The sequence below is a fragment of the Halalkalibacter nanhaiisediminis genome, from assembly GCF_007830185.1.
GTDB classification, from domain to species: Bacteria; Bacillota; Bacilli; order Bacillales; family Bacillaceae_D; genus Halalkalibacter; species Halalkalibacter nanhaiisediminis.
Genome location: NZ_VLKZ01000006.1, coordinates 173,345 through 199,440 on the forward strand (window position 1 = coordinate 173,345; position 26,096 = coordinate 199,440).

General features: G+C 38.8%; 26 protein-coding genes and 1 tRNA gene. 1 reads left to right on the top strand and 26 read right to left on the bottom strand.

Annotated features, from left to right (window positions below; all coding sequences use genetic code 11):
- Nucleotides 1-38: 38 nt before the first annotated feature.
- From IQ10_RS12090 to IQ10_RS12175, 18 genes are all read right to left on the bottom strand, one after another.
- Nucleotides 39-851: a DUF368 domain-containing protein gene (locus IQ10_RS12090; RefSeq protein ID WP_144450900.1), complete on the bottom strand. Its 813-nt coding sequence runs from the start codon at nucleotides 849-851 to the stop codon at nucleotides 39-41.
- 153 nt (nucleotides 852-1,004) lie between these two features.
- Nucleotides 1,005-2,126: a sporulation integral membrane protein YtvI gene (gene ytvI, locus IQ10_RS12095; RefSeq protein WP_144450767.1), complete on the bottom strand. Its 1,122-nt coding sequence runs from the start codon at nucleotides 2,124-2,126 to the stop codon at nucleotides 1,005-1,007.
- A 17-nt stretch (nucleotides 2,127-2,143) separates the two neighbouring features.
- A complete protein-coding gene (locus IQ10_RS12100; RefSeq protein WP_242009820.1) occupies nucleotides 2,144-2,965 on the bottom strand; it encodes an undecaprenyl-diphosphate phosphatase in 822 nt (273 codons plus the stop codon).
- 383 nt (nucleotides 2,966-3,348) lie between these two features.
- Nucleotides 3,349-4,305: a calcium/sodium antiporter gene (locus IQ10_RS12105; protein ID WP_144450769.1), complete on the bottom strand. Its 957-nt coding sequence runs from the start codon at nucleotides 4,303-4,305 to the stop codon at nucleotides 3,349-3,351.
- Nucleotides 4,306-4,494: 189 nt separating this feature from the next.
- Nucleotides 4,495-4,566: transfer RNA gene (locus IQ10_RS12110), tRNA-Arg, on the bottom strand.
- A gap of 77 nt (nucleotides 4,567-4,643) precedes the next feature.
- Nucleotides 4,644-5,006, bottom strand: a complete 363-nt coding sequence (locus IQ10_RS12115) for a hypothetical protein (RefSeq protein ID WP_144450770.1) — start codon at nucleotides 5,004-5,006, stop codon at nucleotides 4,644-4,646.
- A gap of 122 nt (nucleotides 5,007-5,128) precedes the next feature.
- A complete protein-coding gene (locus IQ10_RS12120; protein ID WP_144450771.1) occupies nucleotides 5,129-5,557 on the bottom strand; it encodes a BrxA/BrxB family bacilliredoxin in 429 nt (142 codons plus the stop codon).
- A gap of 137 nt (nucleotides 5,558-5,694) precedes the next feature.
- Nucleotides 5,695-6,264, bottom strand: coding sequence for a manganese catalase family protein (locus IQ10_RS12125; protein WP_144450772.1), 570 nt, complete (start codon nucleotides 6,262-6,264; stop codon nucleotides 5,695-5,697).
- Nucleotides 6,265-6,284: 20 nt separating this feature from the next.
- A complete protein-coding gene (locus IQ10_RS12130) occupies nucleotides 6,285-6,551 on the bottom strand; it encodes a spore coat protein CotJB (protein WP_144450773.1) in 267 nt (88 codons plus the stop codon).
- 5 nt (nucleotides 6,552-6,556) lie between these two features.
- Complete coding sequence (locus IQ10_RS12135) at nucleotides 6,557-6,781, bottom strand: spore coat associated protein CotJA (RefSeq protein WP_144450774.1); 225 nt, start codon at nucleotides 6,779-6,781, stop codon at nucleotides 6,557-6,559.
- 146 nt (nucleotides 6,782-6,927) lie between these two features.
- Nucleotides 6,928-8,064: a metal ABC transporter solute-binding protein, Zn/Mn family gene (locus IQ10_RS12140; RefSeq protein WP_144450775.1), complete on the bottom strand. Its 1,137-nt coding sequence runs from the start codon at nucleotides 8,062-8,064 to the stop codon at nucleotides 6,928-6,930.
- 114 nt (nucleotides 8,065-8,178) lie between these two features.
- Nucleotides 8,179-8,655, bottom strand: coding sequence for a hypothetical protein (locus IQ10_RS12145; protein WP_144450776.1), 477 nt, complete (start codon nucleotides 8,653-8,655; stop codon nucleotides 8,179-8,181).
- A gap of 157 nt (nucleotides 8,656-8,812) precedes the next feature.
- The gene (locus IQ10_RS12150) at nucleotides 8,813-10,123 is read right to left on the bottom strand and encodes a dihydrolipoamide acetyltransferase family protein (RefSeq protein ID WP_144450777.1); all 1,311 of its coding nucleotides are present in this window, start codon (nucleotides 10,121-10,123) and stop codon (nucleotides 8,813-8,815) included.
- 18 nt (nucleotides 10,124-10,141) lie between these two features.
- A complete protein-coding gene (locus IQ10_RS12155; protein ID WP_144450778.1) occupies nucleotides 10,142-11,125 on the bottom strand; it encodes an alpha-ketoacid dehydrogenase subunit beta in 984 nt (327 codons plus the stop codon).
- Nucleotides 11,126-11,142: 17 nt separating this feature from the next.
- Entirely contained in the window at nucleotides 11,143-12,135 is a 993-nt protein-coding gene (locus IQ10_RS12160) for a thiamine pyrophosphate-dependent dehydrogenase E1 component subunit alpha (RefSeq protein ID WP_144450779.1), read from the bottom strand.
- Between the two features lie 31 nt (nucleotides 12,136-12,166).
- Nucleotides 12,167-13,588, bottom strand: a complete 1,422-nt coding sequence (lpdA, locus tag IQ10_RS12165) for a dihydrolipoyl dehydrogenase (RefSeq protein WP_144450780.1) — start codon at nucleotides 13,586-13,588, stop codon at nucleotides 12,167-12,169.
- A gap of 134 nt (nucleotides 13,589-13,722) precedes the next feature.
- Nucleotides 13,723-14,820 (bottom strand): branched-chain amino acid dehydrogenase, encoded by a 1,098-nt coding sequence (bcd, locus tag IQ10_RS12170; RefSeq protein ID WP_144450781.1) that lies wholly within the window; start codon nucleotides 14,818-14,820, stop codon nucleotides 13,723-13,725.
- Nucleotides 14,821-14,998: 178 nt separating this feature from the next.
- Nucleotides 14,999-17,047, bottom strand: coding sequence for a sigma-54 interaction domain-containing protein (locus IQ10_RS12175; RefSeq protein ID WP_144450782.1), 2,049 nt, complete (start codon nucleotides 17,045-17,047; stop codon nucleotides 14,999-15,001).
- Between the two features lie 163 nt (nucleotides 17,048-17,210).
- On the opposite strand from IQ10_RS12175, the gene IQ10_RS12180 reads away from it, so the two are divergent.
- Entirely contained in the window at nucleotides 17,211-17,459 is a 249-nt protein-coding gene (locus IQ10_RS12180; protein ID WP_144450783.1) for a DUF2627 domain-containing protein, read from the top strand.
- Nucleotides 17,460-17,631: 172 nt separating this feature from the next.
- On the opposite strand, the gene IQ10_RS12185 is transcribed toward IQ10_RS12180, so the two are convergent.
- The 8 genes from IQ10_RS12185 to IQ10_RS12220 form a co-directional block, all read right to left on the bottom strand.
- A complete protein-coding gene (locus IQ10_RS12185) occupies nucleotides 17,632-18,426 on the bottom strand; it encodes a hypothetical protein (protein ID WP_144450784.1) in 795 nt (264 codons plus the stop codon).
- On the bottom strand, nucleotides 18,423-19,088 hold the full coding sequence (locus IQ10_RS12190) for a glycosyltransferase family 2 protein (RefSeq protein WP_144450785.1): 666 nt from the start codon (nucleotides 19,086-19,088) through the stop codon (nucleotides 18,423-18,425). Before IQ10_RS12190 ends, IQ10_RS12185 begins: the two co-directional genes overlap by 4 nt.
- Nucleotides 19,081-20,220: a putative cytokinetic ring protein SteA gene (gene steA / locus IQ10_RS12195; protein ID WP_144450786.1), complete on the bottom strand. Its 1,140-nt coding sequence runs from the start codon at nucleotides 20,218-20,220 to the stop codon at nucleotides 19,081-19,083. Before steA ends, IQ10_RS12190 begins: the two co-directional genes overlap by 8 nt.
- A 204-nt stretch (nucleotides 20,221-20,424) precedes the next feature.
- On the bottom strand, nucleotides 20,425-21,222 hold the full coding sequence (spo0A, locus tag IQ10_RS12200; protein ID WP_144450787.1) for a sporulation transcription factor Spo0A: 798 nt from the start codon (nucleotides 21,220-21,222) through the stop codon (nucleotides 20,425-20,427).
- A 218-nt stretch (nucleotides 21,223-21,440) separates the two neighbouring features.
- A complete protein-coding gene (gene spoIVB / locus IQ10_RS12205; RefSeq protein ID WP_144450788.1) occupies nucleotides 21,441-22,718 on the bottom strand; it encodes a SpoIVB peptidase in 1,278 nt (425 codons plus the stop codon).
- Nucleotides 22,719-22,841: 123 nt separating this feature from the next.
- Complete coding sequence (recN, locus tag IQ10_RS12210; RefSeq protein ID WP_144450789.1) at nucleotides 22,842-24,566, bottom strand: DNA repair protein RecN; 1,725 nt, start codon at nucleotides 24,564-24,566, stop codon at nucleotides 22,842-22,844.
- Between the two features lie 13 nt (nucleotides 24,567-24,579).
- Nucleotides 24,580-25,029 carry a transcriptional regulator AhrC/ArgR gene (gene ahrC / locus IQ10_RS12215; RefSeq protein ID WP_144450790.1) on the bottom strand — a complete coding sequence of 150 codons (450 nt, stop codon included), beginning with the start codon at nucleotides 25,027-25,029 and terminating at the stop codon, nucleotides 24,580-24,582.
- A 233-nt stretch (nucleotides 25,030-25,262) separates the two neighbouring features.
- Nucleotides 25,263-26,096, bottom strand: coding sequence for a TlyA family RNA methyltransferase (locus tag IQ10_RS12220; RefSeq protein ID WP_437177687.1), 834 nt, complete (start codon nucleotides 26,094-26,096; stop codon nucleotides 25,263-25,265).

Below are 26,096 nucleotides of genomic sequence, written 5' to 3' on the forward strand. Positions count from 1 at the left end.
AAAACGTTACTCCCCTTGGATAGAAGTAACGTCATTTGTTAAGCAATTAATTTTGCTGATGTTTTTCCTTTTTCAACACGACTTAATAAAGTAGCTACAACAATCCCTACTAAAAACGTCAAGATACTGACAAACAGAAGTAGCCCGTTCGAAGCAATTCCAGGATAGATAACGACCATAGAACCAATAACAAAACCGATCATCACCGCATACGTACTTGTCTTATACGTTGTTAATAAAAATGATATTAGTTTACTCGTAAGGATAAGTCCGATTGCAACTCCCAGTCCAACTGTGATGATGACTGGAATATTAAATGTAGATAAGGCATTAATAACGGTCGGATACATACCTAATAATAGAAGCATAAACGAGCCACTAACCCCCGGTAAAATCATCGCAGAGCTAGCAAGCCATCCCGCAAAAAATAATAGGGTATAATCACCTAATGTTAATTCGCTCATCACCGCAGCCAACTCATTATCTTTCACAAATACGGTAACCGCCACTAGCACAGCTGCTAGAGCAAGCAAAACATAATGACTAGAGCGAAATGATTGTTTATAGTTAATGTCTTTTAACAATGTCGGAATAATTCCGATAATCAAGCCAAGAAAGAAGAAAAACGTAGGTTGAGGATGCTCTACTAACAACCATTCAATTAAACGACTAACCGTTATTAAAGCAATCCCTATTCCCAGTCCAATAGGTAATAAAAAGAGAATGCTTTTTTTCCAATCTTTCGTCAGTAAACCATTTATAGATGCAACTAGCGACTGATAAATACCAAGTAAGAGAGCAATTGTTCCTCCACTTACACCAGGAATTAAATCAGTAACCCCTATGACCATTCCTTTAAATGCATTACGCCATTGAAACAATTTTCAAACTCCTTTAAACCATTGAATTTTAAAGCTTAAAATACTATTGTACGGTTAACTTTTCTAATTGTATATCAGATTTTAGATGAACACGTTCCAAACGCTATTCATCCAGACTTTGTTTTAGGATGTGGCTTCCCCTTTAATATAGCGCCATATCCCTTCTAGAACATTCGCTTGGTGTAAAGAGATTAAAATGACTAATACAACTGGTCCGATGACAAGACCGAGCACACCGAAGAGTTGAAGGCCAGCAAACAACGAAATAAGCGTTGCTAATGGATTAAGGCCTAAGTTTGATGAAAGCACTTTGGGTTCTGCCAACTGCCTTTGTAAGACCGTTAACCCATATAAAATTAACAAGCCAAAGCCTAAAAAAAGATCACCTATCACCAAACTGTAAATTGCCCAAGGGATGAGAATAATACCTGTACCTAGATAAGGCATTAAATCAACTAAGCCGATAATTAGCGCAATCGTCAAAGGCTGCTCGACCCCAAGAATTAAGAGACCAATGAAGTTCATTCCTGCAGTCAAACTTATTAAGATAAGTTGAGCAGTGAGAAAGCCAATGACCTTAGATTTTAGGTCTATTAAAATATTTACGATGCGCAACGTAATGTGATTCGGGAGCTTTTTCTTAGCCTGCATCCGAAATTTGTTCCAATCTTTACTAATAAAATATAGCCCAAGAACAATAAAAACCAAAATCGTTAGTGTTATTGGAAGAGCTCCAACAAAAGAAGAAAGACCATTTGCTACAGCTTGACCAATTCTGCCAAGTAAAGAAGCTAATTGACCGCCAACCTGCTGAATACCATCTTCAATAGCACTCCGTTGAGATTCATCTAAATTATCGATTAATCCAATCCCTTGATTCCAAAGCGGAAATAGTTGCTCATTCACATAAGATTGAATACTGATCGAAATTCGCTCAATCTGTCTAGGAACGAGCTGGGATAAATATTGAAATCCATCAATGACTTTAAAAATAATCAACGTAAGGATTCCACCAACCATTCCAAATAAAAACAAAATACCACTAAAAACAGCAAGAGGTCTTGGGAGCTTTCCTTTTCGTTCGAAAAACGTCACAATTGGATTAATTAAAAATGCAAAGACAGCCGCTATTAAAAACGGATAAGTTAATGCAACAAAATGGTAAAACACAAACCATCCAAGCACAACAATTAGAGAGACAATAAGAATGCGGACAATGACCTGAAGCAATTTATTGTTAAACACTCCCTAGTCCCCCTCTATTATAGAATCACCAAAACAAGAGTACCTACAACAAAACAATACAATGCAAAGTAAATCAGTTTACCGCTTCTCATGATGTTCATAAACCACTTCAAAGAGAAGTAGGACGCAATAAATGAACCAACAAAAGCAAGTAAATACGGAACAGCTAAATCTGCTAAATTAGGATCTTGAAGCAGATCAGAAACAGCTAGAATCCCCGCTCCTACACTAATTGGAATGAACAGGAAAAACGAGAAACGTAGAGCTGTTTCTTGCTTCCATCCAAGCCCCATCGCTGCAACAATCGTTGCACCAGAACGACTGATCCCCGGAATTAACGCAATCGCTTGAGCCAACCCGACAATGATGACTTCTTTTAACGAGATTTCATGATCATTTTTCCATCCTTTTAAATTACGAATCAAAAATAGTGCAGCACCTGTTATCAAAAGCGTAACCGCAATAACATGAATCTGTTTAAGCTCACCCGCAATCCAATCTTCAAATAATAACGCAATGACGACTGCTGGAATTGTCGCAATAATAATAAATATACCAAATCGATAATCGCTCTTAGAATCCTCGTCTTTCTTTAACAAATAACGAAAAAATCCAGAAATGAGCTGTTTTAAATCATGTCTATAAATGACTAAAATCGCAAACAAAGATGCAAAATTCACAAACACCTCAAAGCTCAAACCTTCAATTTCAACACCTAGAAAGTGTTGCAAAAACACTAGGTGTCCACTTGAAGAAACTGGAATAGGCTCAGTAAATCCTTGGAAAATACCTAACAGTAAATACTTTAACAATAAAATAATTTCTTGACTTAACTCCAACTCCACATTCTCCATTCATTTCCTAAATAGTTTACCCTCTTCATATGTACTTATTACTACTCATGTTTCCCTTATTTCACTTTATACAAAAAAGAGATTAACTCTCAAGTGTAAAAGTGTGGTTTTAACCAGAATAACGCTCGCTCATTTCGCAAAAAAAGACCTTTACCACTAAGGTAACGGTCTAATCAATACATAGAAAAAGACCTCAACTTAATGGTAAAGGTCTGGCTAACAACATTGCGTTGCCAATAAAGCCAAGGATCTTGATCCCGTAATGACGACTTCATTGTACAGCTACTCCCCTTTATTTAGGTAGTATGAGATTATAAACCAATTGTAAGTGATCACAAGCATTTGAGCAAGTGCTTTTCAGTAGGAAGTTAGTTTCTGATAATGATATAAATCAAATAAAGGATATATGCACCAGCAAGGATCATTCCTTCGTACTTACCCACTTTAAAATGAGTTCTTGAGAAGAATAATAATAACACTGTTAACAATATCATCACTGTGACATCAATAAAAATCTTATTATCTACAGTAAGCGGTGTTATCACTGAAGAAATACCAAGGATAAAAAAGATATTAAAAATATTACTCCCAACAATGTTTCCAAGTGCTATTTCACTTTGTTTCTTCAAAGCCGCAGAAATAGACGTTACTAATTCGGGTAATGAAGTCCCGACAGCTACTATTGTTAAACCAACTAGTGTTTCGCTCATCCCAAGTGAATAAGCTATGTCTGTGCTACTACTAACTACTAAATTCCCACCAAATATAATGGCTGCTAGGCCCATTATTGTGATAAATATTTGCTTACCCCATGTATTACCACTACTGTCTACTTGCTCTACAGGGTTTTCATTTCGACTTTTTCTAGCTACTTCAAAAATATAATACATAAAGACAACAAAAAACAGTAATAAGACAAGCCCTTCACTTCGTGTAATGACGTTACTGCTTGTTGACTGTAAAGCCGTGTCACTGATCATTATTAAAAGAGCAGCACTAGCTAATAAAGTAAATGGTATTTCTTTTCTTATCGTTTCATCTTCGACTTTCAAAGAATAAATGATTGCGGTAATACCGATAACTAAAGTGACATTAAAAATATTACTCCCTACGACATTTCCTATTGCTACATCTGGACTTCCTTGAAGCGCAGCCATTATACTAACGATTGCTTCAGGTGAACTAGTTCCAAACGCTACAATCGTTAAACCAATTAAAATGGGTGGTACATTGAGTAACGCTGCAATTTTAGATGAACCATCGACAAAATAGTTAGCTCCAAATATTAATAATCCAAAACCAATTATTAAAAGTATGTATGTCATTAAGTTACACCAACCTTATTTGTAGTAATAGATAAACGTTATTATTAGCTTTAGCTACTTAAACTAATCATCCAATTTATTTCTTAACAAAAATTCTTAGTGACACAAGTAAAGAATATATTACCACAATAGAACTAGAAAAAACCTCTTTTAATCAAAAATAAAAGAGGTTAAATAGTCAAAAATGGACGCGCCTAGTAGGACTCGAACCTACAACGCGAGAACCGGAATCTCGAATGATATCCCTTTCACCATAGACGCATATAGATAAGCAACATCTTCTAATTTATAGCAAGAGAGAACAGATGTCAAGCATCTTTCTCCCTTGTATCAGTTGATTATGCTTTTGTGGCAGAAGCGCCTTCTTCAAACATTTTATTAAAGCGTTCGTTAATGTCTTCTTCTGTATAACCAGCCGCGCCAAGACGACCTGCGAAGTTCTTCGCCCAAAGCTGAAGACGTTGAGCCATTTTCGTATATTTCTTTGATTCAGCACCTTTTGTTTCCTTGGCACGTCCTTCTGCATTAGACATCACATTTTCAATGATAAATAGGCTTTTCCAAACCGTTTCTTCATCATAAGACTCGTGATTGCTTCCAAGCTCGTCTAACAATTTTTTGTAAAAGTCACTGAATTCTTTAAATGAAATTTCTTCATCCATATTCAAATACACTTGAATTTGATCATATAACGCTTGCATGTAGTGCACACCCCTTTTTCAATTTCTGGGTTATTATAGCACAGTTTAGCAAGGAGAGCGAACTAGATTCATTTTGTGACCATTTGAAAAGGCCTGACTCAAAGAATCAGACCTTGTTTCTATTATTTAGCGCAGTATTCATCAAAGGCTTTTTCTAGCTTTTGAACAACTTTAATCGGTTCATGTCCTTCAATTTCAAAACGCTCAACCATCGTTACAATTTGGCCATCTTTTAATAGCGCAAATGATGGTGATGAAGGAGCATACCCAGTGAAATATTCTCTAGCTCTTGCTGTAGCTTCCTTATCCTGACCTGCAAAAACCGTTACAAAACGATCAGGCTTTGTTTCATAATTTTTCATATAAGCTGCAGCAGGACGAGCGATTCCACCAGCACAACCACAAACAGAGTTAATCATCACAAGCGTTGTACCTTCTTGCTTTACTACCTCATCAACTTCATCAGGCGTAGTAAGTTGTTCGTAGCCAGCCTCAACCATTTCTTGACGAGCTACTTTCACAACATCATTCATAAACATATTGAATTCCATTTCTCTTCACCCCTCAAACATGTCATCTGTCTATATTGTAACTCGTTTCAAAGAGAAAACCAATTTTTTTGCTTAAAAAAGCAATAGAAAAAGTTTGAAGGGTAGAGAGAAGGGTACATCATTTTGAACTATTTAGACTAAAAAACTTTCTTTTTCCCTCTTTCGTCTTTCAACATCTCAACCGCTTCTCTAAATCGTTGCGAGTGAACGACTTCTCGTTCTCTCAAAAACTTCAATCCATCATTTAAGTCTGGATCATCTGATACATTAATAATCCATTGATAGGTCGCTCTCGCTTTTTCTTCTGCTGCAATGTCTTCGTAAAGGTCAGCAATCGGATCACTCTTTGCTTGAATGTAAGAAGCCGTCCAGGGCACTCCACTTGCATTTTGGTAATAGAGAGCTTCACCATGATTCACATAATGATCCCCAAGACCAGCTTCTTTCAATTGATCTGGCGTGGCATCTTTCGTTAATTTATAAACCATTGTCGCTATCATTTCAAGATGAGCGAATTCTTCCGTACCTATATCTGTTAACAAACCAATGACTTTGTCAGGGATTGTATATCGTTGATTTAAGTAACGAAGAGCTGCCGATAACTCACCATCAGCACCCCCGTATTGTTCGATTAAATACTTCGCGAGTGTCGGATTACATGTGCTTACTTTTACTGGGTATTGAAGCTTTTTTTCATAAATCCACATAACATCCTCCCCTTATTCCATCATAGTTGCCATGGCCACGGTGAATCGCTCCAATTCCAAGGATAACCACTATAGCTATTACCAAATTGTTGTAATGGTCCATAATATTGTTCAACTTGGTGCTTCACTTGCTGGCGGTATTGAGCCATTTCATTAAATTGCTGTATTGCTGCCTGATCATTTGGATGGGTATCAAGATAAAGAGTCAACTCAACTAACACAAAATCGACAGCTTGAAGCTGCTCCATTAGTGGATAAAATTCCATGGGCAGTTTCTTTTGATTCATAGTGGTCACTCCCTTTCAGAATGATAAGGGTTACTATAAGGGGAATAAAGAGCTGGCCAGAGCGTGCCACAGCGCAAAGCTTCATGTGGCTGAAATTGCGGCAGTCCATAAGGTTGAAACCCCATGTATAGATTAGGTGGTGTTTCATAAGACTTCACTGTAATCGGAGGACATGGATCAAACGGACCGACATACGGATAAAAATACTTTCTTTGTGTAAACTCACTCATCTGCACACCTCCGAAGATGTAAATACATACTACCTAACTTTATTCATGATGAAATGAATGTAGAAGCAAAAAAAAAGCCTACCTACAGAAAGTAGATAGACGTTTCAATAAATTAAATGCCATTAATCCCAATTATTTTTGAAATCCTATTGTAGAGCTGTGCCAAGTGCTTCAATGTTTTTTCTCATTAGGCTGAGATAATCTTCTCCATTTTGAACATTTTCTTCAACAAGTGCCTCTAGGTTATGAAGATACAGAGGCTCCGCTCCTACTTCATCCTTTACCATTTCAGCTACTTGTGTTGAAATGTTTTGTTCAAACATGACGTAGTTCACACCATATTCATTTGCAAATTCAATAATGTCCTGTAATTGGCGCTGAGATGGCTCATTTGTTGGCGATAAACCAGTGATACCAACTTGCTTCAATCCATAACGTTCTTCCCAATACCCGTAACCAGCATGAGAAACGAGGAATGTATCTTTCTCTGCAGCATCCACCATTGCTTGAAATTCAGTATCAATGTCTTCAAGGTCTGCTTTTAATTGTTCAAAATTAGCTGTAAACGTCTCTTCTTGCTCAGGCATTAATTCAATAAGAGTATCCTTAATCGACTCAGCTAACGAAATTGATAAGATTGGATCTAACCAAACATGAGGATCTTGATCGTGTGCATGAGCATCATGCGCTCCTTCTTCATGTCCCTGTTCTTCATGTGCATGATCATCATGTGCTTCTTCTTCATGTCCCTGTTCTTCATGCGCATGATCATCATGTGCTTCTTCTTCATGTCCCTGTTCTTCATGCGCATGATCATCATGTGCTTCTTCCTCGTGTCCATGATCATCGTGACCTTCTTCGCTATGAGCAGAGTGATCATCATCATAATCAATTAGTTCAATACCTTCCGAAGCTTGAACGATAGCTACTCCTTCTCCTTCTACTGTTTCAATTAAAGCATCAACAAATCCTTCTAGACCAGCACCGTTATAAATAAACGCATCCCCTTCTGCGACATTGATCATTTCACGTGCAGTAGGCTCAAATGTATGTGCATCAGCACCAACAGGAACAAGATTTGTTACGTTAACATACTCTCCCCCAATTTTATTTGCAAAATCTTCAAGTGGAAAAATCGTTGTGTATAATTCTAATACCTCTCCTGTTTCAGCTGGCTCTTCTGTCTCAGTTTGTTCTTCTCCAGCCTCTTCATTACTACCACACGCCGCAAGAATCATAGAAAGAACAAGCAACATAGCAAATAAACTTGATTTAAATTTCATAGCAATCCCCTTTCGTAATCATTACGTTTTATCACAGTAATGAAGTATATCGGAATTCTTCTGATTTGTAAATAAAAAAGACTAAAAAAGAAAAGCACTCTAAAAATAGAGTACTTACAAAGAATTAGACATCTTTAAACGTTGCTTATAAAGATCATTTAGCTTTTCATAGTGCTCAATCATTTGCGGAAGGAGTTGCTGAAGTTGGTTTTCATCTCGTTTTTCCACAGCCGCATTAAATAATTGTTGAAGATTGCGATGTTCTTCCATCCACTCTTTATCAATCATTTTTTCACTTGAAAGCTCACCGCGCTGCTTAGCTTCTTTTAATTTCTTCTGTAAGAGATCTCGCTCATTGCGAACGTCTTGCCACTTCTCGCTTTTAGTAGGAGCATATTTTTCCACCAACATTTCATAATAGTAATCAAGGTGCACCTTTAGCTCATTGCGAACTTTCATTTCACATTGATGGCAATTTCTTTCTTGTTCTTGCTCTACATCTTCAGCTTGGACTGGTGCCAGAAAAGTAACGGCAAGGGCAAGCACAGCGGCCATTTGAAGGAACATAAACCCCTGATAAAAACGTTTCATTATGTCGTCACCCTTTCTTTTCTCATACTGCTAGGGTAACCACATCAATTAATTCTATGTAAATAATTTGAAATTTCAACTATAGATCGTGGGTCATCATAGCAAAGTTTCCTAAATAACAAAAAAGAGGACAGCTAAGCTATCCTCCAAATAAGTGTTAATAAATCGACGTTATCTCTGCTGTCATATGTTCGAGCTTTTCTTTCACGCGAGCAAGGAAACGTCCGCAAACGAGACCATCCAATACACGATGATCAAGCGAGAGGCAAAGATTAACCATGCTACGAATGGCTATCATATCACCTGCACCACTTTCAATCACGACAGGACGCTTCACAATGGATTCAACCGATAAGATAGCTGCTTGCGGATGATTAATAATGGGTGTCGATAAAACTGACCCAAATGAACCAGTATTGTTGACTGTAAACGTTCCACCCTGCATATCAGCACCAGTTAATGTTCCTGAACGTACCTTCTTGGCAAGCTCATGAACTTCTCGTGATATCCCTTTAATCGATTTCTCATCTGCATGCTTAATGACAGGAACATATAACGCATCATCCGTTGCAACAGCAATCGAAATATTAATGTCCTTCTTCTGAATAATTTTATCTCCAGCCCACATCGAATTTAACTGCGGGAACTCTTTTAATGCTTCTACGGTTGCTTTAATAAAAAACGGAAGGAACGTTAAATTGAAGCCTTCTTTTTCCTTAAAATCTTGCTTTACCTGATTACGATAATTTACAAGATTGGTGACATCAACTTCAACCATCATCCAAGCATGAGGGGCTTCATGCTTGCTCTTCACCATATTCGCTGCAATCGCTTTACGAACGCCAGATAAAGGAATTTCCGTATCTCCCGCCGCCACTGGTGCCTCCGATTCTTTTGAGACAAGAGCTGGGATATGTGTTGGGATTGATGTAGACCCTTCTGTTTTCTTTGATTTCTCTGCTGTCTTTATAGAAGCTGGAGCTGGAGCAGTAGGTTTTTCTCCACTATCAATCAGACTTTGAAGGTCTTTACGAGTAATGCGCCCACCTTTCCCTGATCCTGTTACATGTTCAAGAACGATATCATGTTCCTGGGCCATACGAAGAACAGCTGGCGAATAGCGACGCTTTTGCGACTGGTCTTGACCACCAGTTTGCACTGATGATTCTTCTTGCGCTTCTTGTTCGTTATGACTTTGATGAGGTTGAGCAGAATCGGAACTTGCTTCGCCGTCTACCTCAATGGTGCAAATCACAACTCCAACTTCAACCGTTTCATCTTCCTGAACGAGAAGCTCTTTAATCGTTCCTGAAAATGATGATGGAACTTCAGCGTTCACTTTATCCGTCATAACCTCAGCAATCGGATCATATTTATTGACATGGTCTCCTGGGCTTACAAGCCATTTGCTAATCGTGCCTTCTGTTACACTCTCCCCGAGCTGGGGCATCGTCATTTCTGTCGCCATCGTATTCCTCCTACTCTGTTAAAATTCCGAAAGCTCGCGCATTGCTTTTTCGACTTTATCAGGGTTAATCATAAAGTATTTTTCCATTGTTGGTGCATATGGCATTGCTGGTACATCTGGTCCTGCAAGACGCTGAATCGGAGCATCCAGATCAAATAAACAATGCTCAGCAATGATTGCCGCAACCTCACTCATAATACTTCCTTCTTTATTTGCCTCTGTGACAAGCAATACTTTACCCGTCTTACTCGCCGCTTCAATAATTGCCTCTTTATCTAACGGATATACTGTGCGCAAATCAAGAATATGAGCTGATATACCATCCTTCTCTAAACGGTCAGCTGCCTGAAGAGCAAAGTGAACAGCCAAGCCATATGTGATAACAGTAATGTCATCCCCTTCTCGCTTTACATCAGCTTTTCCAATTGGCAACGTATAATCTTCATCAGGCACTTCACCTTTAATTAAACGGTAGGCTCGTTTGTGTTCGAAAAATAGGACAGGGTCTTCATCTCGAATCGCTGCTTTTAGTAATCCTTTGACATCATAAGGAGTAGAAGGCATAACAATTTTTAGACCAGGAACGTTCGCAAAGATCGCTTCTACTGATTGTGAATGATAAAGAGCACCGTGCACACCACCGCCATACGGGGCACGGATCGTAATTGGACAATGCCAATCATTATTTGAGCGATAGCGAATTTTTGCAGCTTCAGAAATGATTTGATTAACTGCAGGCATAATAAAATCAGCGAATTGCATTTCGGCAACTGGACGCATACCGTACATCGCTGCTCCTATGCCAACACCAGCAATTGCCGATTCTGCTAGAGGAGTATCTATGACTCGCTGCTCTCCAAATTGCTCATACAACCCATTTGTTGCACGAAACACTCCTCCTCTGGCACCGACATCTTCCCCAAGAACAAATACTTTCTCATCTCGTTCCATTTCTTCTCGTAATGCCTGTGTAACGGCATCAATGTATGAAATAACTGCCATTTTGTTTCTCCTCCTCTCTACTTCGCATACACATGCAACATCGTATCTTCTGGATCTGCATACGGAGCTTGTTCAGCGTATTCTGTTGCTTCATCAATAATAATTGCCATGCGCTCTTCCATTTCCTTTAACACGTCGTCAGTTAAAAGACCAACCTCTTTTAAGTAAGCAGCAAATGTATAAATCGAATCTAATTTCTTCGCTTCTTCGACCTCTTCACGCGGCCGATACGCACGATCATCGTCATCACTTGAGTGTGGTGTTAAACGGTAGGAAACAGCTTCAATTAACGATGGTCCTTCGCCACGACGAGCTCGGTCAGCCGCAGTCTTAACAGCTTCATAGACTGCAAGGGGATCATTCCCATCTATCGTTACACCAGGCATTCCATATCCAATTGCTCGGTCTGATACTTTTTCACAAGCAAGCTGCTTTTCAATTGGGACAGAGATCGCATATTTATTATTCTCGCACATAAAAATAACAGGTAGCTTATGAACGCCAGCGAAGTTAGCTCCCTCATGAAAATCACCTTGGTTAGATGATCCTTCACCAAATGTGGTAAAGGTGACAAAGTCTTTTCCTTCCATTCTCCCTCCCAGTGCAATACCTACAGCATGGGGAACTTGTGTTGTAACAGGCGATGATCCAGTCACAATCCGATTTTTCTTTTGTCCAAAGTGACCAGGCATTTGACGACCACCTGAATTCGGATCTTCCGCTTTCGCGAAACCTGAGAGCATCAAATCACGAGCTGTCATACCAAATGATAAAACAACACCTATATCACGGTAGTAAGGCAGAATATAATCTTTTTGACGATCAAGGGCGAATGCAGCACCTACTTGTGCTGCCTCCTGCCCTTGACACGAAATCACAAATGGAATTTTCCCCGCACGATTAAGGAGCCACATACGCTCATCAAGCCTTCGTGCAAGTAACATTGTTTCATACATTTCTAGAACGGTTTCATCAGAAAGACCTAATGTACGGTGTCTATTCTCTGTCATCATCGTTCCTCCTCTTTCATTAATCTTCATATTATGAATGAATGGCTAAACCATCTACAGCAAGAGCTGCTTCCCCAATCACTTCTGATAAGGTCGGATGTGGATGGATGGTACGCGCAACCTCAAAATGTGCCGCATCTAATACTTTAGCAAGTGCCGCCTCCGATATCATATCTGTGACGTGAGGACCAATCATATGAACACCGAGGACATCGTCATTATTCGCATCGACAATGATTTTGGCCATTCCATCCGTTTCCCCGTAAACAAGAGCCTTTCCAATGGCTTTAAAAGGGAAAGTTCCAATTTTCACATCGAAACCGCGCTCCTTTGCTTCTATCTCCGTTAAACCAACACTAGCCATTTCTGGATGACTGTAGATACATTTTGCCACAGTGTCATAATTAATTGGTTCAGGCTTCTTTCCAGCAAGATGATCAACAGCAACAATTCCTTCATGAGAAGCAACATGGGCAAGCTGCAATCCACCAATGACATCGCCTATCGCATACATATGAGATTCCTTCGTCTGATGGAATTCATTAACCGCGATTGCCCCATTCTCGACAACGATATCTGTGTTTTCAAGGCCAATATCTTCGACATTCGGCTTGCGACCAACAGATAATAGCAATTGATCAGCTTGAAATATTTGTTCTTCTCCGTTCAATTCAGCACGAATGGTCACACCTTGCCCTTTTTCCAATGTTTCAGGCAACACTTTTGCATTCGTAATTAAATGAATTCCCTTTTTCTTAAGGATCTTCGCAGCTTCTTTCGCAATATCTGCATCCTCAGTCGGAAGAATTTGCGAACCAAACTCTAGGACAGTCACTTCGACACCAAAATCATTCAGCATCGACGCCCATTCAATTCCAATCACCCCTCCACCAACAATAATCATCGATGAAGGTAATGTTTCAAGAGAAAGTGCTTCATCAGATGTCAGCACAAACTCGCCATCTGGTACAAGACCTGGTAACGTTCGAGGAGTGGATCCTGTAGCAATCAAGACATATTGTGGAATTAGCATCGTGTTTTCTTGACCATCTGCCCGTTCCACCGAAATCGTTCCAGGAGTTGGTGAGAAAATAGACGGACCAAGAATTCGACCTTTTCCTTTAAATACATCAATTTTACCTTTTTTCATTAAATGCATGACACCACGATGCAGTTGTTCGACAATCGCTTCTTTACGTTCCTGCACCTTTTTAAAATTAAGCGTTACATCACCTGTGACAACTCCAAATTCATCTGCACGCTTTGCTGTTGCAAAAACCTCTGCACTCCTGAGCAATGCTTTGCTCGGGATACAACCTTTATGCAAGCACGTTCCACCAAGCTTTTCTTTTTCAACAACAGCTACCTTCAAACCATGCTGCGCGGCACGAATGGCAGCTACATAACCACCCGTTCCTGCCCCTAAAATAACAAGATCATATTCTTCAGCCATTCAAATAAACCCTCCCTGCCCACGTACGTGAGTATTTGACGTTACCTACACGTTGTAGACGTTCTTAGCAACGTTTCCTGTTACCATACATAGAACTCTTCACTTTGTCGTTAGCCATTTATCGAATTTAACTTTTATTTACGTCGAGATAAAATATGATGACCATTTTGTAAAAACTGACTACGAGACTTGCTCATTCGTTCAATCCGTTCTTCCGCCATTCGATCAGCAGCTAAAAATGTTGGAATCTGGTCTCGCTTTGAAATGTCGAATACCTTTGCAACATTTTGATAAATTCCTTCTACTTTCTTAAGCGCACGTTCACGATTATAGCCATTTAATTCATCAGCGACATTGATGACACCACCTGCATTAATTACGTAATCTGGAGCATATGCAATGCCCATTTCGTGAATCAGGTTACCATGACGTTCTTCTTTTAACTGATTATTTGCAGCTCCTGCTATTACTTTTGCTTTTAATTGCGGAATCGTATGATCATTGATGACCGCTCCAAGAGCACAAGGAGCAAAAATATCACAATCAACCGCGTAAATATCGTTTACACCAACTGCCTTAGCACCAAAATCAACTACAGCGCGCTGAACGGATTCTTTATTAATATCAGTGACAATAAGCGAAGCCCCTTCTTCATGAAGGTGTTTGCACAAATGATAGGCAACATTACCGACTCCTTGAACAGCTACTGTCTTCCCCGCTAAATCATCTGTTCCAAATGCTTCCTTAGCAGCCGCCTTCATCCCAACATAAACACCGTAAGCAGTGACAGGAGATGGATTACCAGATGAACCAAAAGCTGGAGAAATACCCGTCACATAATCTGTTTCTTCGTGAATAATATCCATATCTTGAACCGTTGTCCCGACATCCTCAGCCGTAATATAGCGACCATTTAACCCTTGAATATAGCGACCGAAAGCACGGAACATCTCTTCATTTTTGTCCTTACGCGGATCACCAATGATAACCGTTTTTCCTCCGCCTAGATTTAAGCCTGCTGCAGCATTTTTATACGTCATCCCTTTAGCTAATCGGAGCGCATCTTCAAACGCATCTTCTTCTGTCTCGTACATCCACATTCTCGTACCGCCAAGTGCAGGACCGAGTGTTGTATCATGTATGGCAATAATCGCCTTTAATCCTGATAATTTATCTTGACAAATAACCACTTGTTCATAATCATATTTTTCCATATAAGAAAACAATTCCATAATGCACCTCCTTGATGTGTCATCTAATTTCTAGATGAACCCTTCTACATTTAGTATTGCAAGTTTTGTGCCATATTAATGAAATAGTACAAATCGTTATTATTCTTAACAAATTAGGTACATTTCAACGCAACACCATGCAAGATTTATCATATAGTGCAAGAAGTTGCATGCAATATCATGCAAGGTTATATTTCTCCAATTTATAATAAAGCGATCTTAACGAGATGCCTAAAGCCTTGGCTGTCATTGTCCGATTTCCTTCGTTAATCCTTAGTGCACGGCTAATGACCTGCTTCTCCTGTTTATTTAACATCTCTTGCAAGCTGCCTTCAAATAATTCATCCTCAAATTCTTTCTTCACAACAGGGGTTAATACATCAAAGAGGGAAGGGATATCAGTTCTTTCCACCATTTGTTTTGACGGCTCCATGTAAATCATTGTTCTCGCTAAGACATTTTCTAACTCTCGGACATTACCAGGCCAGTGATAAGATTTCAAATAATGAAGTGCGTCATTTGAAATCGAATGCACGTAACGACCATAATCTTGACTTAACTTTGCAAGCAAATGGACAGACAATGGTTCAAGATCCCCTTCTCTTTCCCTTAGAGGAGGGATTGAAATCGGCATTTTATTCAAGCGATAATATAAATCTTCACGAAAACGGTTTTCTTTAATGGCTTTTTCTAAATTAGCATTTGTTGCTGCAATGACCCGAACATCAATTGAAACTGGCTTCGTTCCACCAACTCTAACAATTTCTTGTTCTTGTAAAACCCTAAGTAACTTCGCCTGCATGGCGCTAGTAAGTTCACCAAGCTCATCTAAAAAAATACTTCCCTTATCAGCTTCCTCAAATAAACCTTTCTTTCCCCCACGTTTCGCACCTGAAAAAGCACCTTCAACATATCCAAATAACTCACTTTCAAGTAAATGCTCAGAGAGTGCAGCACAATTAACCCGGACAAAAGAATGGGTTCTCCTAAGACTCTCATTATGTATAGCATGGGCAAATAATTCTTTCCCTGTCCCAGACTCTCCCCGAAGAAGAATTGTAACAGGAGTGGAAGCAGCCAGCTTTGCTTGTTCAATCGCAAGCTTCATCTCTGCTGACGACCCAATAATATCATTAAACGAATACTTTGCTTCTAACGTTCGGATTCGTTTTTTCGCTCTTTCAAGCTGAGCATGTAGGGAGTTGAGCTCTGATACATCATGAATGACTCCTACACTGCCTTTTGTTTGCCGATCAACAATAACTGGGGCAACATTGACGACGACATCTTTTTTATGGGTTCCGACTTTTAGAGGTACACCGCGAACTGCTTTGCCTGTTTTGAGTACTTGCATATGCATGCTTTCTCCCTCGGATATATCCGCTGTCGCTGGATGCCCGATCACTTCAGCTGGTGAAAGCCCTGTTAGACGTGTATAAGCTGGATTAATCATTAATCCATTACCATGCTCATCAACCACTGATATCGCATCATCTGATGATTGAATGATCGCTTCAAGCATTGTTTGGATCCTTTTTAAACTCATGACTTGATCCGTCATTTCAACGAGTTCTGTAACATCTTTAAATACAGCAAGAGCACCGATGCAGCGTCCTTCTTCCATCATAGGCACTCTCGTTGTCACAATACTTGTACCGTTTTCTAGCTGCTGCCTGCGGTTATGCTCTACCATTTTTGTCTGCACGACTCGCGTAAGGCCACTTGATGGCAATACATCATTAATTAGTTGACCTATTGCTTCTGTCGCATCAACGCCTGATATACGTGCAGCAGCTTCGTTATATATAAGCACTCGACCTTTATTATCGATCGCAATCATACCGTCATGTGTCGAGTTTAAGATGGTTTCTTGCAATGAAGTTTGTTTATTTAATTGCAGTATGAGTTCATCCTTCTCTTTCATTAATGAAAAGAAAAGCCAAGCAAGTTGGGATGGAACAATGATTGTGTGATTGCTACACTCCCTTTTCAACTCGATTAACAAAGCTGGGTCACCTGTTGCTTCAAACACAAAATCGATATCATCATAATCCACAGCTTTCCAATCGTTACCTGTTTTGACTTTATGCTTTTGTGCCAACTTTAAGCCAGAAGCATGCTCGAAATGATCGAATATAGCAACAATATGAATGTGTTCCATGTTCATGAGCATATGAAACAACGCTGTTCCTCCTTGACCAGCGCCGATGATAATCGCCCGCTTCATTCATACTCCCCCTCAAAATTAGGACTGGGTCCTAATTGCTACTAACAATTCTTTATCTTCACTATTACGCAAATGACACAAAGATGCAACTCCTAAGATGTACACAACGGAAAATTTCCGCTAAACTAGAAAGAAACAGACTATAGATGAAAGAGGAATCAAGATGGGACGTTTTATTGCACTTATGATTTTAATTATTCCTATAATAATCGCTGGTTATGGCATAAAATTGATGAGAGATACAATATTCCAGTTATTAAATAGCCCCTATCCTAACCTGTCATTACAGTTTTCAGTTGGATTTTTGCTCTTTCTAGCAGGCCTTAGTTTTATTGGCGGCTTTATTTTTTATCGCGACCGTAAAAATGGCAAAATCGCTCCACGTTTTCAAAGAAAAAAAACAAAACCTTAATGAACACAGCAGGAAAAATTTAATAGTAAAAACTATCTTACTAAATAATGAATTAATTTGCACGCCACTAGCCCACTATGAGAAAATTACTCGTAGTGGGCTTTAAAATCATGTCACATCTATTCTTTAGCTCTAAAAAAGTTTTACTATGACTTATTGACACATACCTTACTCATTTTTTCACAATACCAATTTGATCAATTACCCGAAGCATCGACCAGCTCTCAATTAAAGTAGATATCGACCATTTTTCTGCAAGTAGGATAAAAAACAGGATACTAAAGAATACCCCGATTTGAACAAAAAGATCCGTATGATGAATGAAAACAATTGCTAACATCGCTCCAATAACCGTTGCCCCATTGTCTCCAAGCATCGCTTTCCTATGTCCTTCTAACACAAACAATATATAATAAACTGCAATTATTGTTACAACAAAGTAAAAAGATGGAAGGGGTGATCCAATAAATATAACAATTGTCATAACTAAGGAAGCCTTCCAAACACGTAATGGTCTTGTATCAAACAAATTCATGGTATGTGGAAGACCTGTTAACAAGAAGAAGGAAAGTAAATTTAGCAAAAAAGAGTTTGGCTGCTTTGTCCAAAGATAAAGCAGGGCAAAACCAATCGTTCCTATGGCTTTTAAGAGCCCTGTTGTGATCTTACGTGTTTCCGTTACATAGCGAATATGTCCTCTTAAACCCTTTGGATAAGGTTTTCCAAAACGATCATCAATAAAACCAAGCAACCAAATTCCAATTATATATAAAAAAGCTGAAAGTGATAAGGCTTCTAAAGGGTAAGGTGGAAACGCGTAAAGGACAGCATAACTATACAAAACGATAACACCTAAACTATACGGTACCAATTTCCCTTCATAATTAACGACCGTTAAATTCATTGAATGGAACGCAATCATACTGAAGTAGGCGATAACTGGCAATGTAATCAGAAGAGGAATCATAAGAGCGTTCCTCGACACTGTCTCTCAATGTCCACCCATTGCTTCAATCGATGAACAAATCCTTTCATGTTTCTCCCCATTTCTCGATGCGTCATCGTTGTTGGAATTTCAACACACTTCGCCCCAGCTTTAAGCAAATCTATTGTCATTTGTGCTTCGACACCGAACCCTTGATACGCCCTAGCTAGTAAAACAGACAGCCATTTACGATGAAAAGCCCTTTGGCCTGATAAAGGTGCTTCCAACTTTACTCCTGTTTGTTGATAGATAAGAGCTTGTACACGTTTTTTCACAAAACCCAACCCAGCATGTTTTCCTGCCTTTACGATTGAAATGGCCACATCAGCCTGCTGTTTTTCCAGTGGACTTAACAGCGACGTCACTTCATTAGCACTTTCTTCTAAATCAGCATCTAAACAAGCAATATACGTTCCCTTCGCTTCACGCCAGCCAATTTGCAGAGCAAAGCCTTTTCCATGATTAATGGGCAGTGTGATCACTTTATTTGCATATTTTTCTGCAATACGCTTTGTTTGATCCGTGCTACCGTCATTCACAACGATGATTTCAGCGTTTGATGAAAAATGTTTTAACGATTTTAATGTAGAGCCAATTCGATCCGCTTCATTATAAGCTGGAATGACAAAGGAAACATTAATCATGGCGAAGAACCTCCTTTTTCTTTGATAACGACAACCGATCAAACCGATCATTCAAAACCTGATAGAATGTTTTTAGTCTGAATGAATTAATCACCTTCAAAGAAATCCATTTATTTGATAAAAGTCGATTTCGGTTTATGAGCTTATGAATTCCTTTTAAATCAGTAATTCTTTCACCTGCCTGCATCCGACATAACCAGGTTGCTCCCATTCCCGCTCGACTTTTCTCAAGAAATTCTGTCATTCCCATTCGACAACCAATTAAATAAAGATGTTTAGCTCCTGACCAATAGGAAGCAGCAACCGCTACATCTTCACTTGTTCCGACAAAGCGAATGGTTTCCGCCTCAATACCCATTGTCATTAGAGTCTCTTTCCCTGGTGAATGACCATTTGGATGTTCATGACATAATAAAATGGCACCACAGTGTAATGCTTTCTCGCTAATCGAATCCATGTCACCAATAATAAAATTTGGACAAATTTTATGTTTCAACAGTCCATCAGCAGCCCCGTCAACAGCAATCACAATCGTGGATTTTTGCTTAAGGATGTATTGGATTGCGCAAATATCTTGTTCATAATTCGTATTTCTTGCAATAATAAATACATCTTTTCCCTCTAAACTCTTAAGTACAGTAGGAAATTGTGGGCACTTCTGAAACCACTCACACTCTCGTTTTGCATACGTTAGAGTGTTATCTACAAAACGATCAAACTGCTTAGCATAATAAAGCCTCGCAAAGGAAAGCTTTTCATTAATCAATCGTTGGTCATAAGCAAGTAGTTCCGCTGCATAAATAGGACGATCCTTACTAAGTATAAAGAGCTTATTCGTTTGAATAAGTGCTTGTTCCCCATGATACTCCGAGTTCTTACAAGAAAGATTAACTACATCAAAAACCGCAATTCCAGCTTGTAGTAGTGTATTGACATGATGATGTGTATATTGACCACTCATCGATGCCTTACCATTTATGACAGCCTTCACTTGCGCTTCAATTAACCCCTCGACGGCCACCCCGTCCAAATCTTCATGCCAAAGAAACACTATGCTTTCCTTAGGTAAGTAATGAAGGAGTCTTTTTGTCTTTTTATGCTCATAAATAGGTCCTTTAATTCTTTCAGCCATTTGACAACCCTCTTTGCACCGTTTGATCATAATATAAGCAGTTTCTTAATAATTATGTTAGAAAATTCGTTTCACTGAATAGATTCAAACGATATTAGCACCTATATCGCTTTTCCTTCTCTCTTTTAAATGAAATAAGACTGACTCATGAATCAATCAATGAGTCAGTCTTATCCATGTGTCTTTATCTTACTCCTTACCCTTTCAAGAAACCTTATGCTCAATTCTAAGCTTGTCAGCTACCATTGCGATGAATTCTGAATTAGTCGGCTTTGCTTTTGAGTGACTGACTGTATAGCCAAATAAGCTAGAAATCGAGTCAATATTCCCTCTGCTCCAAGCAACTTCGATGGCATGACGAATAGCCCTTTCAACACGACTTGCCGTTGTATTGAATTTCTTCGCAATATCTGGATAAAGTACTTTCGTAATCGATCCAAGAAGTTCAATGTCATTATAAACCATTGTAATCGCTTCACGTAAATACATATACCCTTTAATGTGAGCTGGTACACCGATCTCATGAATAATACTCGTAATACTTGCATCCAGATTAAAACCACGATTTTCCAAACGTGTCTGAGAAGTATACGAATGCGAGGATGACTGCTGAATAAACGACCGTTTTTGTCCACTTACTTCACGAATATTTGAGATTAATACTTCCATGTCAAAAGGCTTCAAGACATAGTATGACGCTCCTAAATCAACAGCCTTTTTTGTTACATCTTCTTGTCCAAATGCTGTTAACATGATGATATTAGGCTTTTTACTCAATTTCATTTGACTAATTCGCTCAAGGACTGCCAGCCCATCTAAATGAGGCATAATAATATCCAAAATCAATACATCGGGTTCTTTTTCCTCGATTAAGCCTAGGCACTCTTGACCGTTATAAGCCGTACCAATCACCTGCATATCATTCTGAGTTGAAATATATTCATTTAATAAATTCACTAATTCACGGTTATCATCAGCAATACATACATTTATTTTTTGCACAAATAATCCTCCTCAAATTCCTGTTAGTTTGTCATAGTTTATCATTTCGACAGCGATTTAGAATATCCTTTTTAATTTTTAATATTTATTTGATTATTAAAGTTTTTCTGGTGATTTCTCTTCTTTCCTTCCTTATTCGACCTAATTCGATATTTGACAAAAATGTCAGGGTGGTTTTGTCGAATTTTCTTTATTATAACATAAAAAACCAAAACGATTTAACTCGCTTTGGCTCCTATCTGCTTTTCAATGGAATGAATGACACCTGCTTCTTCTAGCATCCAGCTTATATGACAACCATAGCCTGATGTTGGGTCATTAACAAAAACATGAGTTACAGCACCAATTATTTTTCCATCTTGAATAATTGGACTTCCACTCATTCCTTGTACAATACCTCCTGTTGCTTCAAGTAATTTTGGATCAGTTACTTTTATAACCATGCCTTTTGTTGCTGGCTGTTTTTGAGGGACTGAACTAATGATATCAATATCAAATTCCTCAACATCCTCACCATTAACGACAGTAAGAATTTTAGCAGGGCCTTCCTTTACTTGAGTGGATACAGAAATAGGCATTGGTTTATCATAAATATTATTTTTTACATTTGCATTGTTTAACGTTCCAAAAATGCCAAAGGAACTGTTTTTTTCAATCGATCCTAGAATATCTCGCTCGGCCGAAAAGCTCGCTAGCTTTTCACCTGGATCACCATTACTGCCTTTTTCAATCGATGTAACAGATGAACGTATAATTTGTCCGTCATGAACAATGATCGGCTTTTGTGTGTCGACATCAGAAATTACATGACCTAGTGCCCCGTATTTTTTTGAAATGGGGTCATAAAATGTTAAAGTGCCAACCCCTGCTGCTGAATCCCGTATATAGAGTCCAAGACGATAAGAATGTTCCCCTTTTGCTTTTAATGGCGTTAATTCTTTAATAAGCTTTTCCTTATTCCGCCTTATTTCAATGACAAGTTTACGTCCTTCTTCGCCCGCTGCTTGTACGTACTCTCCTACTTCACTCATTCGTTGAATATCATGCTTATCAATTTTCGTAATCATATCCCCTACTTCAATACCAGCACCTTCACCAGGTGACTCGTTTCCTAAATCAGTCTGAATTAAATGATGACCGACCACAAGAACCCCTTCTGTATTCAATTTCACACCAATGGATTGCCCTCCTGGAATTACTTCTATCTTTGGTAGCACATTTACATCAATATTTTTAACAGGAAAACCAGCAACTTCTAATGTAATTTGTTTCTCATTAGATCCCGACATTGATTGAAAATTTGTTGTAGGGACTGTGGAAACGGTCATAGCCTTTAGTGACTGTGTTGTTTCTGTTATTGGTGCATAATTTCCTTCAAAAATGACCATGCTTGTTGGAATTTTGATCCATTCTCGAACCCCTTCTGAAAATCCCAAACTTGCGACAACCACAAGAAGAAAGACACCGATTGTTTTTCGTAATAAATCGCCTCTCACTCACTTCACTCTCCTAGCTCCTTGCCCACACCTCCGTAATGGCTGTATTACTAATGTTGCCTTGCAGCACAACATTTATAACTTATGCCAAAGAAAAAAAGCTACCCTTAATTGGCTAGCTTTTCATACAGGCTGCTTATGTTTTTCTGCTAATTCAAGTAATTCTTTAGCATGTTCCCTCGTTAAATCAGTGATCTCAACTCCTGAAATCATACGCGCAATTTCATCCACTTTCTCATTAATCGATAAAGGTGTCACAGATGTTATCACACGCTCATTCATTTCATGCTTTGCAATAAATAAATGCGTATCTGCCATTGCTGCAACTTGAGGCAAATGAGTAATACAAAGAACTTGGGAACCAATTGAAATTCCATGAATTTTTTCGGCAATCGCTTGTGCTACACGACCACTTACGCCAGTATCCACTTCATCAAAAATGACCGATGTAATTCCTTGTTGATTAGAGAAAATCGACTTTAATGCAAGCATAATTCGAGATATTTCACCGCCTGAAGCAACTTTAGCAAGTGGTTTCATTGGCTCACCAGGATTAGTCGACAAATAAAATTCAACTGCATCAAGCCCTTCTGGTCCAAATGGAACAGCTTGTCCATTAACAACTGGTGCCATTTTCCCTAAAGAACGTTCCTGCAAACGTACTTCAAATATCGTCTTTTCCATATATAGCGAGCGAAGCTGATCATGAATCGCTTCAGTTAGCGCTTCCGCTGCATTTTTTCGTATTGCTGTTAATGCTTTCGCCTCTACAAGAAGATCCTGCCATAATGCCTCTAATTGTACTTGTAACTTTTCAACTCGATCATCTTTATGAATAATGGAATCTAATTCTTCTTCAATTTTTGCAGCATATTCAAGGATCTCATTAACTGATGAGCCATATTTACGCTTTAATCGTTGGATATCATGTAAGCGACTTTCAATAAATTCAAGACGACTCGGATCAAATTCAATTTTCTCGATTCGATCTCTCAAAGCAAACGCAGCTTCCTCTAGTAAAAAATAACTATTACTAACAGATTCATGTAATTCTTGTAATTCTTTATCGATTGTAGCAGCTTCTTCAAGGTGAGAGACTGATGTTGTAAGATAATCCAAGCCTCTTCCTTCTCCATATAAGCTCTGGTAGCTATCTTCAAGAAGTGAAAATAATTTCTCACTATGAGCTAACTTATGACGTTCTTCTAATAATTGCTCATCTTCATTTGGTTCTAACTGCGCTTTCTCAATTTCTTCGAGCTGATATTGATATAAATCAAGCTTCTGAGCCATTTCTTGTTCATTTTCACTTAAATTACGCACTTGCTTTTGCAATTGCAAAGCTTCACCGTAAATGGCTTGATATTCAGCTTGTGTTTGGACTAATTCCTTTTGTGCAAATCCATCCAACATCGATAGGTGATGCTCTGGTTGCATCAATGCTTGGTGTTCATGTTGTCCATGAATATCTACTAGCGCTTGTCCGATTTCTCTTAGGATGGCCAATGTGACTAACTTACCATTGACTCGGCAAATACTCTTCCCTTGCGACGTAATATCACGCCTTAAAATAAACATTGAATCTCGAACGTCAATGCCTAGTTCACGAGCTTTTTCAATGACTACATGATCGTCTTCAATAATAAAGAGTCCTTCTATCTCTGCTCTATTCTCCCCATATCTCACATATTCAGCAGATCCACGTCCACCGAGTATTAAGCCAATTGCATCAATAATGATTGATTTACCAGCACCTGTCTCTCCCGTTAAAACGGTCAAACCTTTTTCAAACGGGATTGTTAGCTCTTCGATAATCGCAAAATGTTTGATCGATAATTCGATTAGCATGTATTTCCCACCCTTATAGCATTTCTAAAAAACGCTCTGTAATAACTGGTCCTTTTTCTTTATCCTTACAAATAATCAAAATGGTATCGTCTCCACAAATCGTTCCAATAATCTCTTCCCAATCGAGGTTGTCAATTAAGACAGCAATTGAATTCCCATTTCCAGGTAATGTTTTCATCACCACTAAATTATCCGCACAATCGATACTAACGAAACTATCCATCAAAGCCCTTTTTAATTTTTGTAATGGATTAAAGCGCTGATCCGCTGGTAAGCTATACTTATAGCGGCCATCTATCATCGGAACTTTCACAAGATGTAGTTCTTTAATATCTCGTGAAACGGTTGCTTGTGTAATGTTGTAACCGGATTTTCTTAAATGTTCTACTAAATCATCTTGAGTCTCTACCTCATTATTTGTAATGATTTCTCGGATTTTAATATGTCGTTGCCCTTTATTCATCTTTAACCACCTGTTTCTTCCCTTTTCATACTATATTATCTACGTATTTGTTCTACAATACAACAAATAGTCAGCCTGTATAATTATGCGTTTTATTTATCTTATACCAAACATCCACTTTCACACAACCCGCTACAGCCTTTTAGCACATCTATAATGAAACATTACGTAACGAATGTATATAGACAAAAAGACGCCTCATTCTCGAGTTGAGAAAGAGACGCTTTTTTTCATTATTCTTCGGTTCTTGCTTTAAGTTCTTCATGAGCGATCGCAACGATATCCTCAATCGAACTCGTTTCAAACATTTGACCACGCTCTTTCTCGCGATCGAGACGGAGGTGCATTAAAAATTCAATATTTCCTTCTCCGCCCTTGATTGGCGAAAAGCTTAGAGCACAGACATCATAGCCTTGTTCAAGAGAAAATTCACAAATTCGCTTGAGCACATCTTCATGAATTTTTTTATCACGAACAATTCCCTTTTTTCCGACCTGCTCACGACCTGCTTCAAATTGCGGCTTCACAAGCGCAAGCACGTCTCCTTTTTGAACAAGGATTGTCTTTAAAACAGGAAGAATAAGCGTCAACGAGATAAAGGAGACATCAATTGTTGCAAATTGCGGTAAGCCTTCTGTAAGGTCTTCTGGTTTCACGTAACGAAAATTGGTACGTTCCATGACGACAACACGTTCATCTTGACGCAATTTCCATGCTAATTGATTATAGCCAACATCAAGCGCATAAACAGCCTTAGCACCATTTTGGAGTGAACAATCTGTAAATCCACCTGTTGAGGCTCCAATATCCAAGACAATTTTATCCTTTAAGGAAAGATCAAAGACATCAATCGCTTTCTCAAGCTTTAATCCACCCCGACTCACATATGGTAATGGATTTCCTTTAACAGCTAGAGGCAGTTCTCTGTCTATTTTCAAGCCTGGCTTATCTATACGCTCCGTTCCCGAAAAGACAAGACCCGCCATGATTGAGCGTTTCGCCTGCTCTCTTGTTTCAAGCAGGCCTCGCTCAACAAGTAATACATCTACACGTTCTTTCTTCGTCAT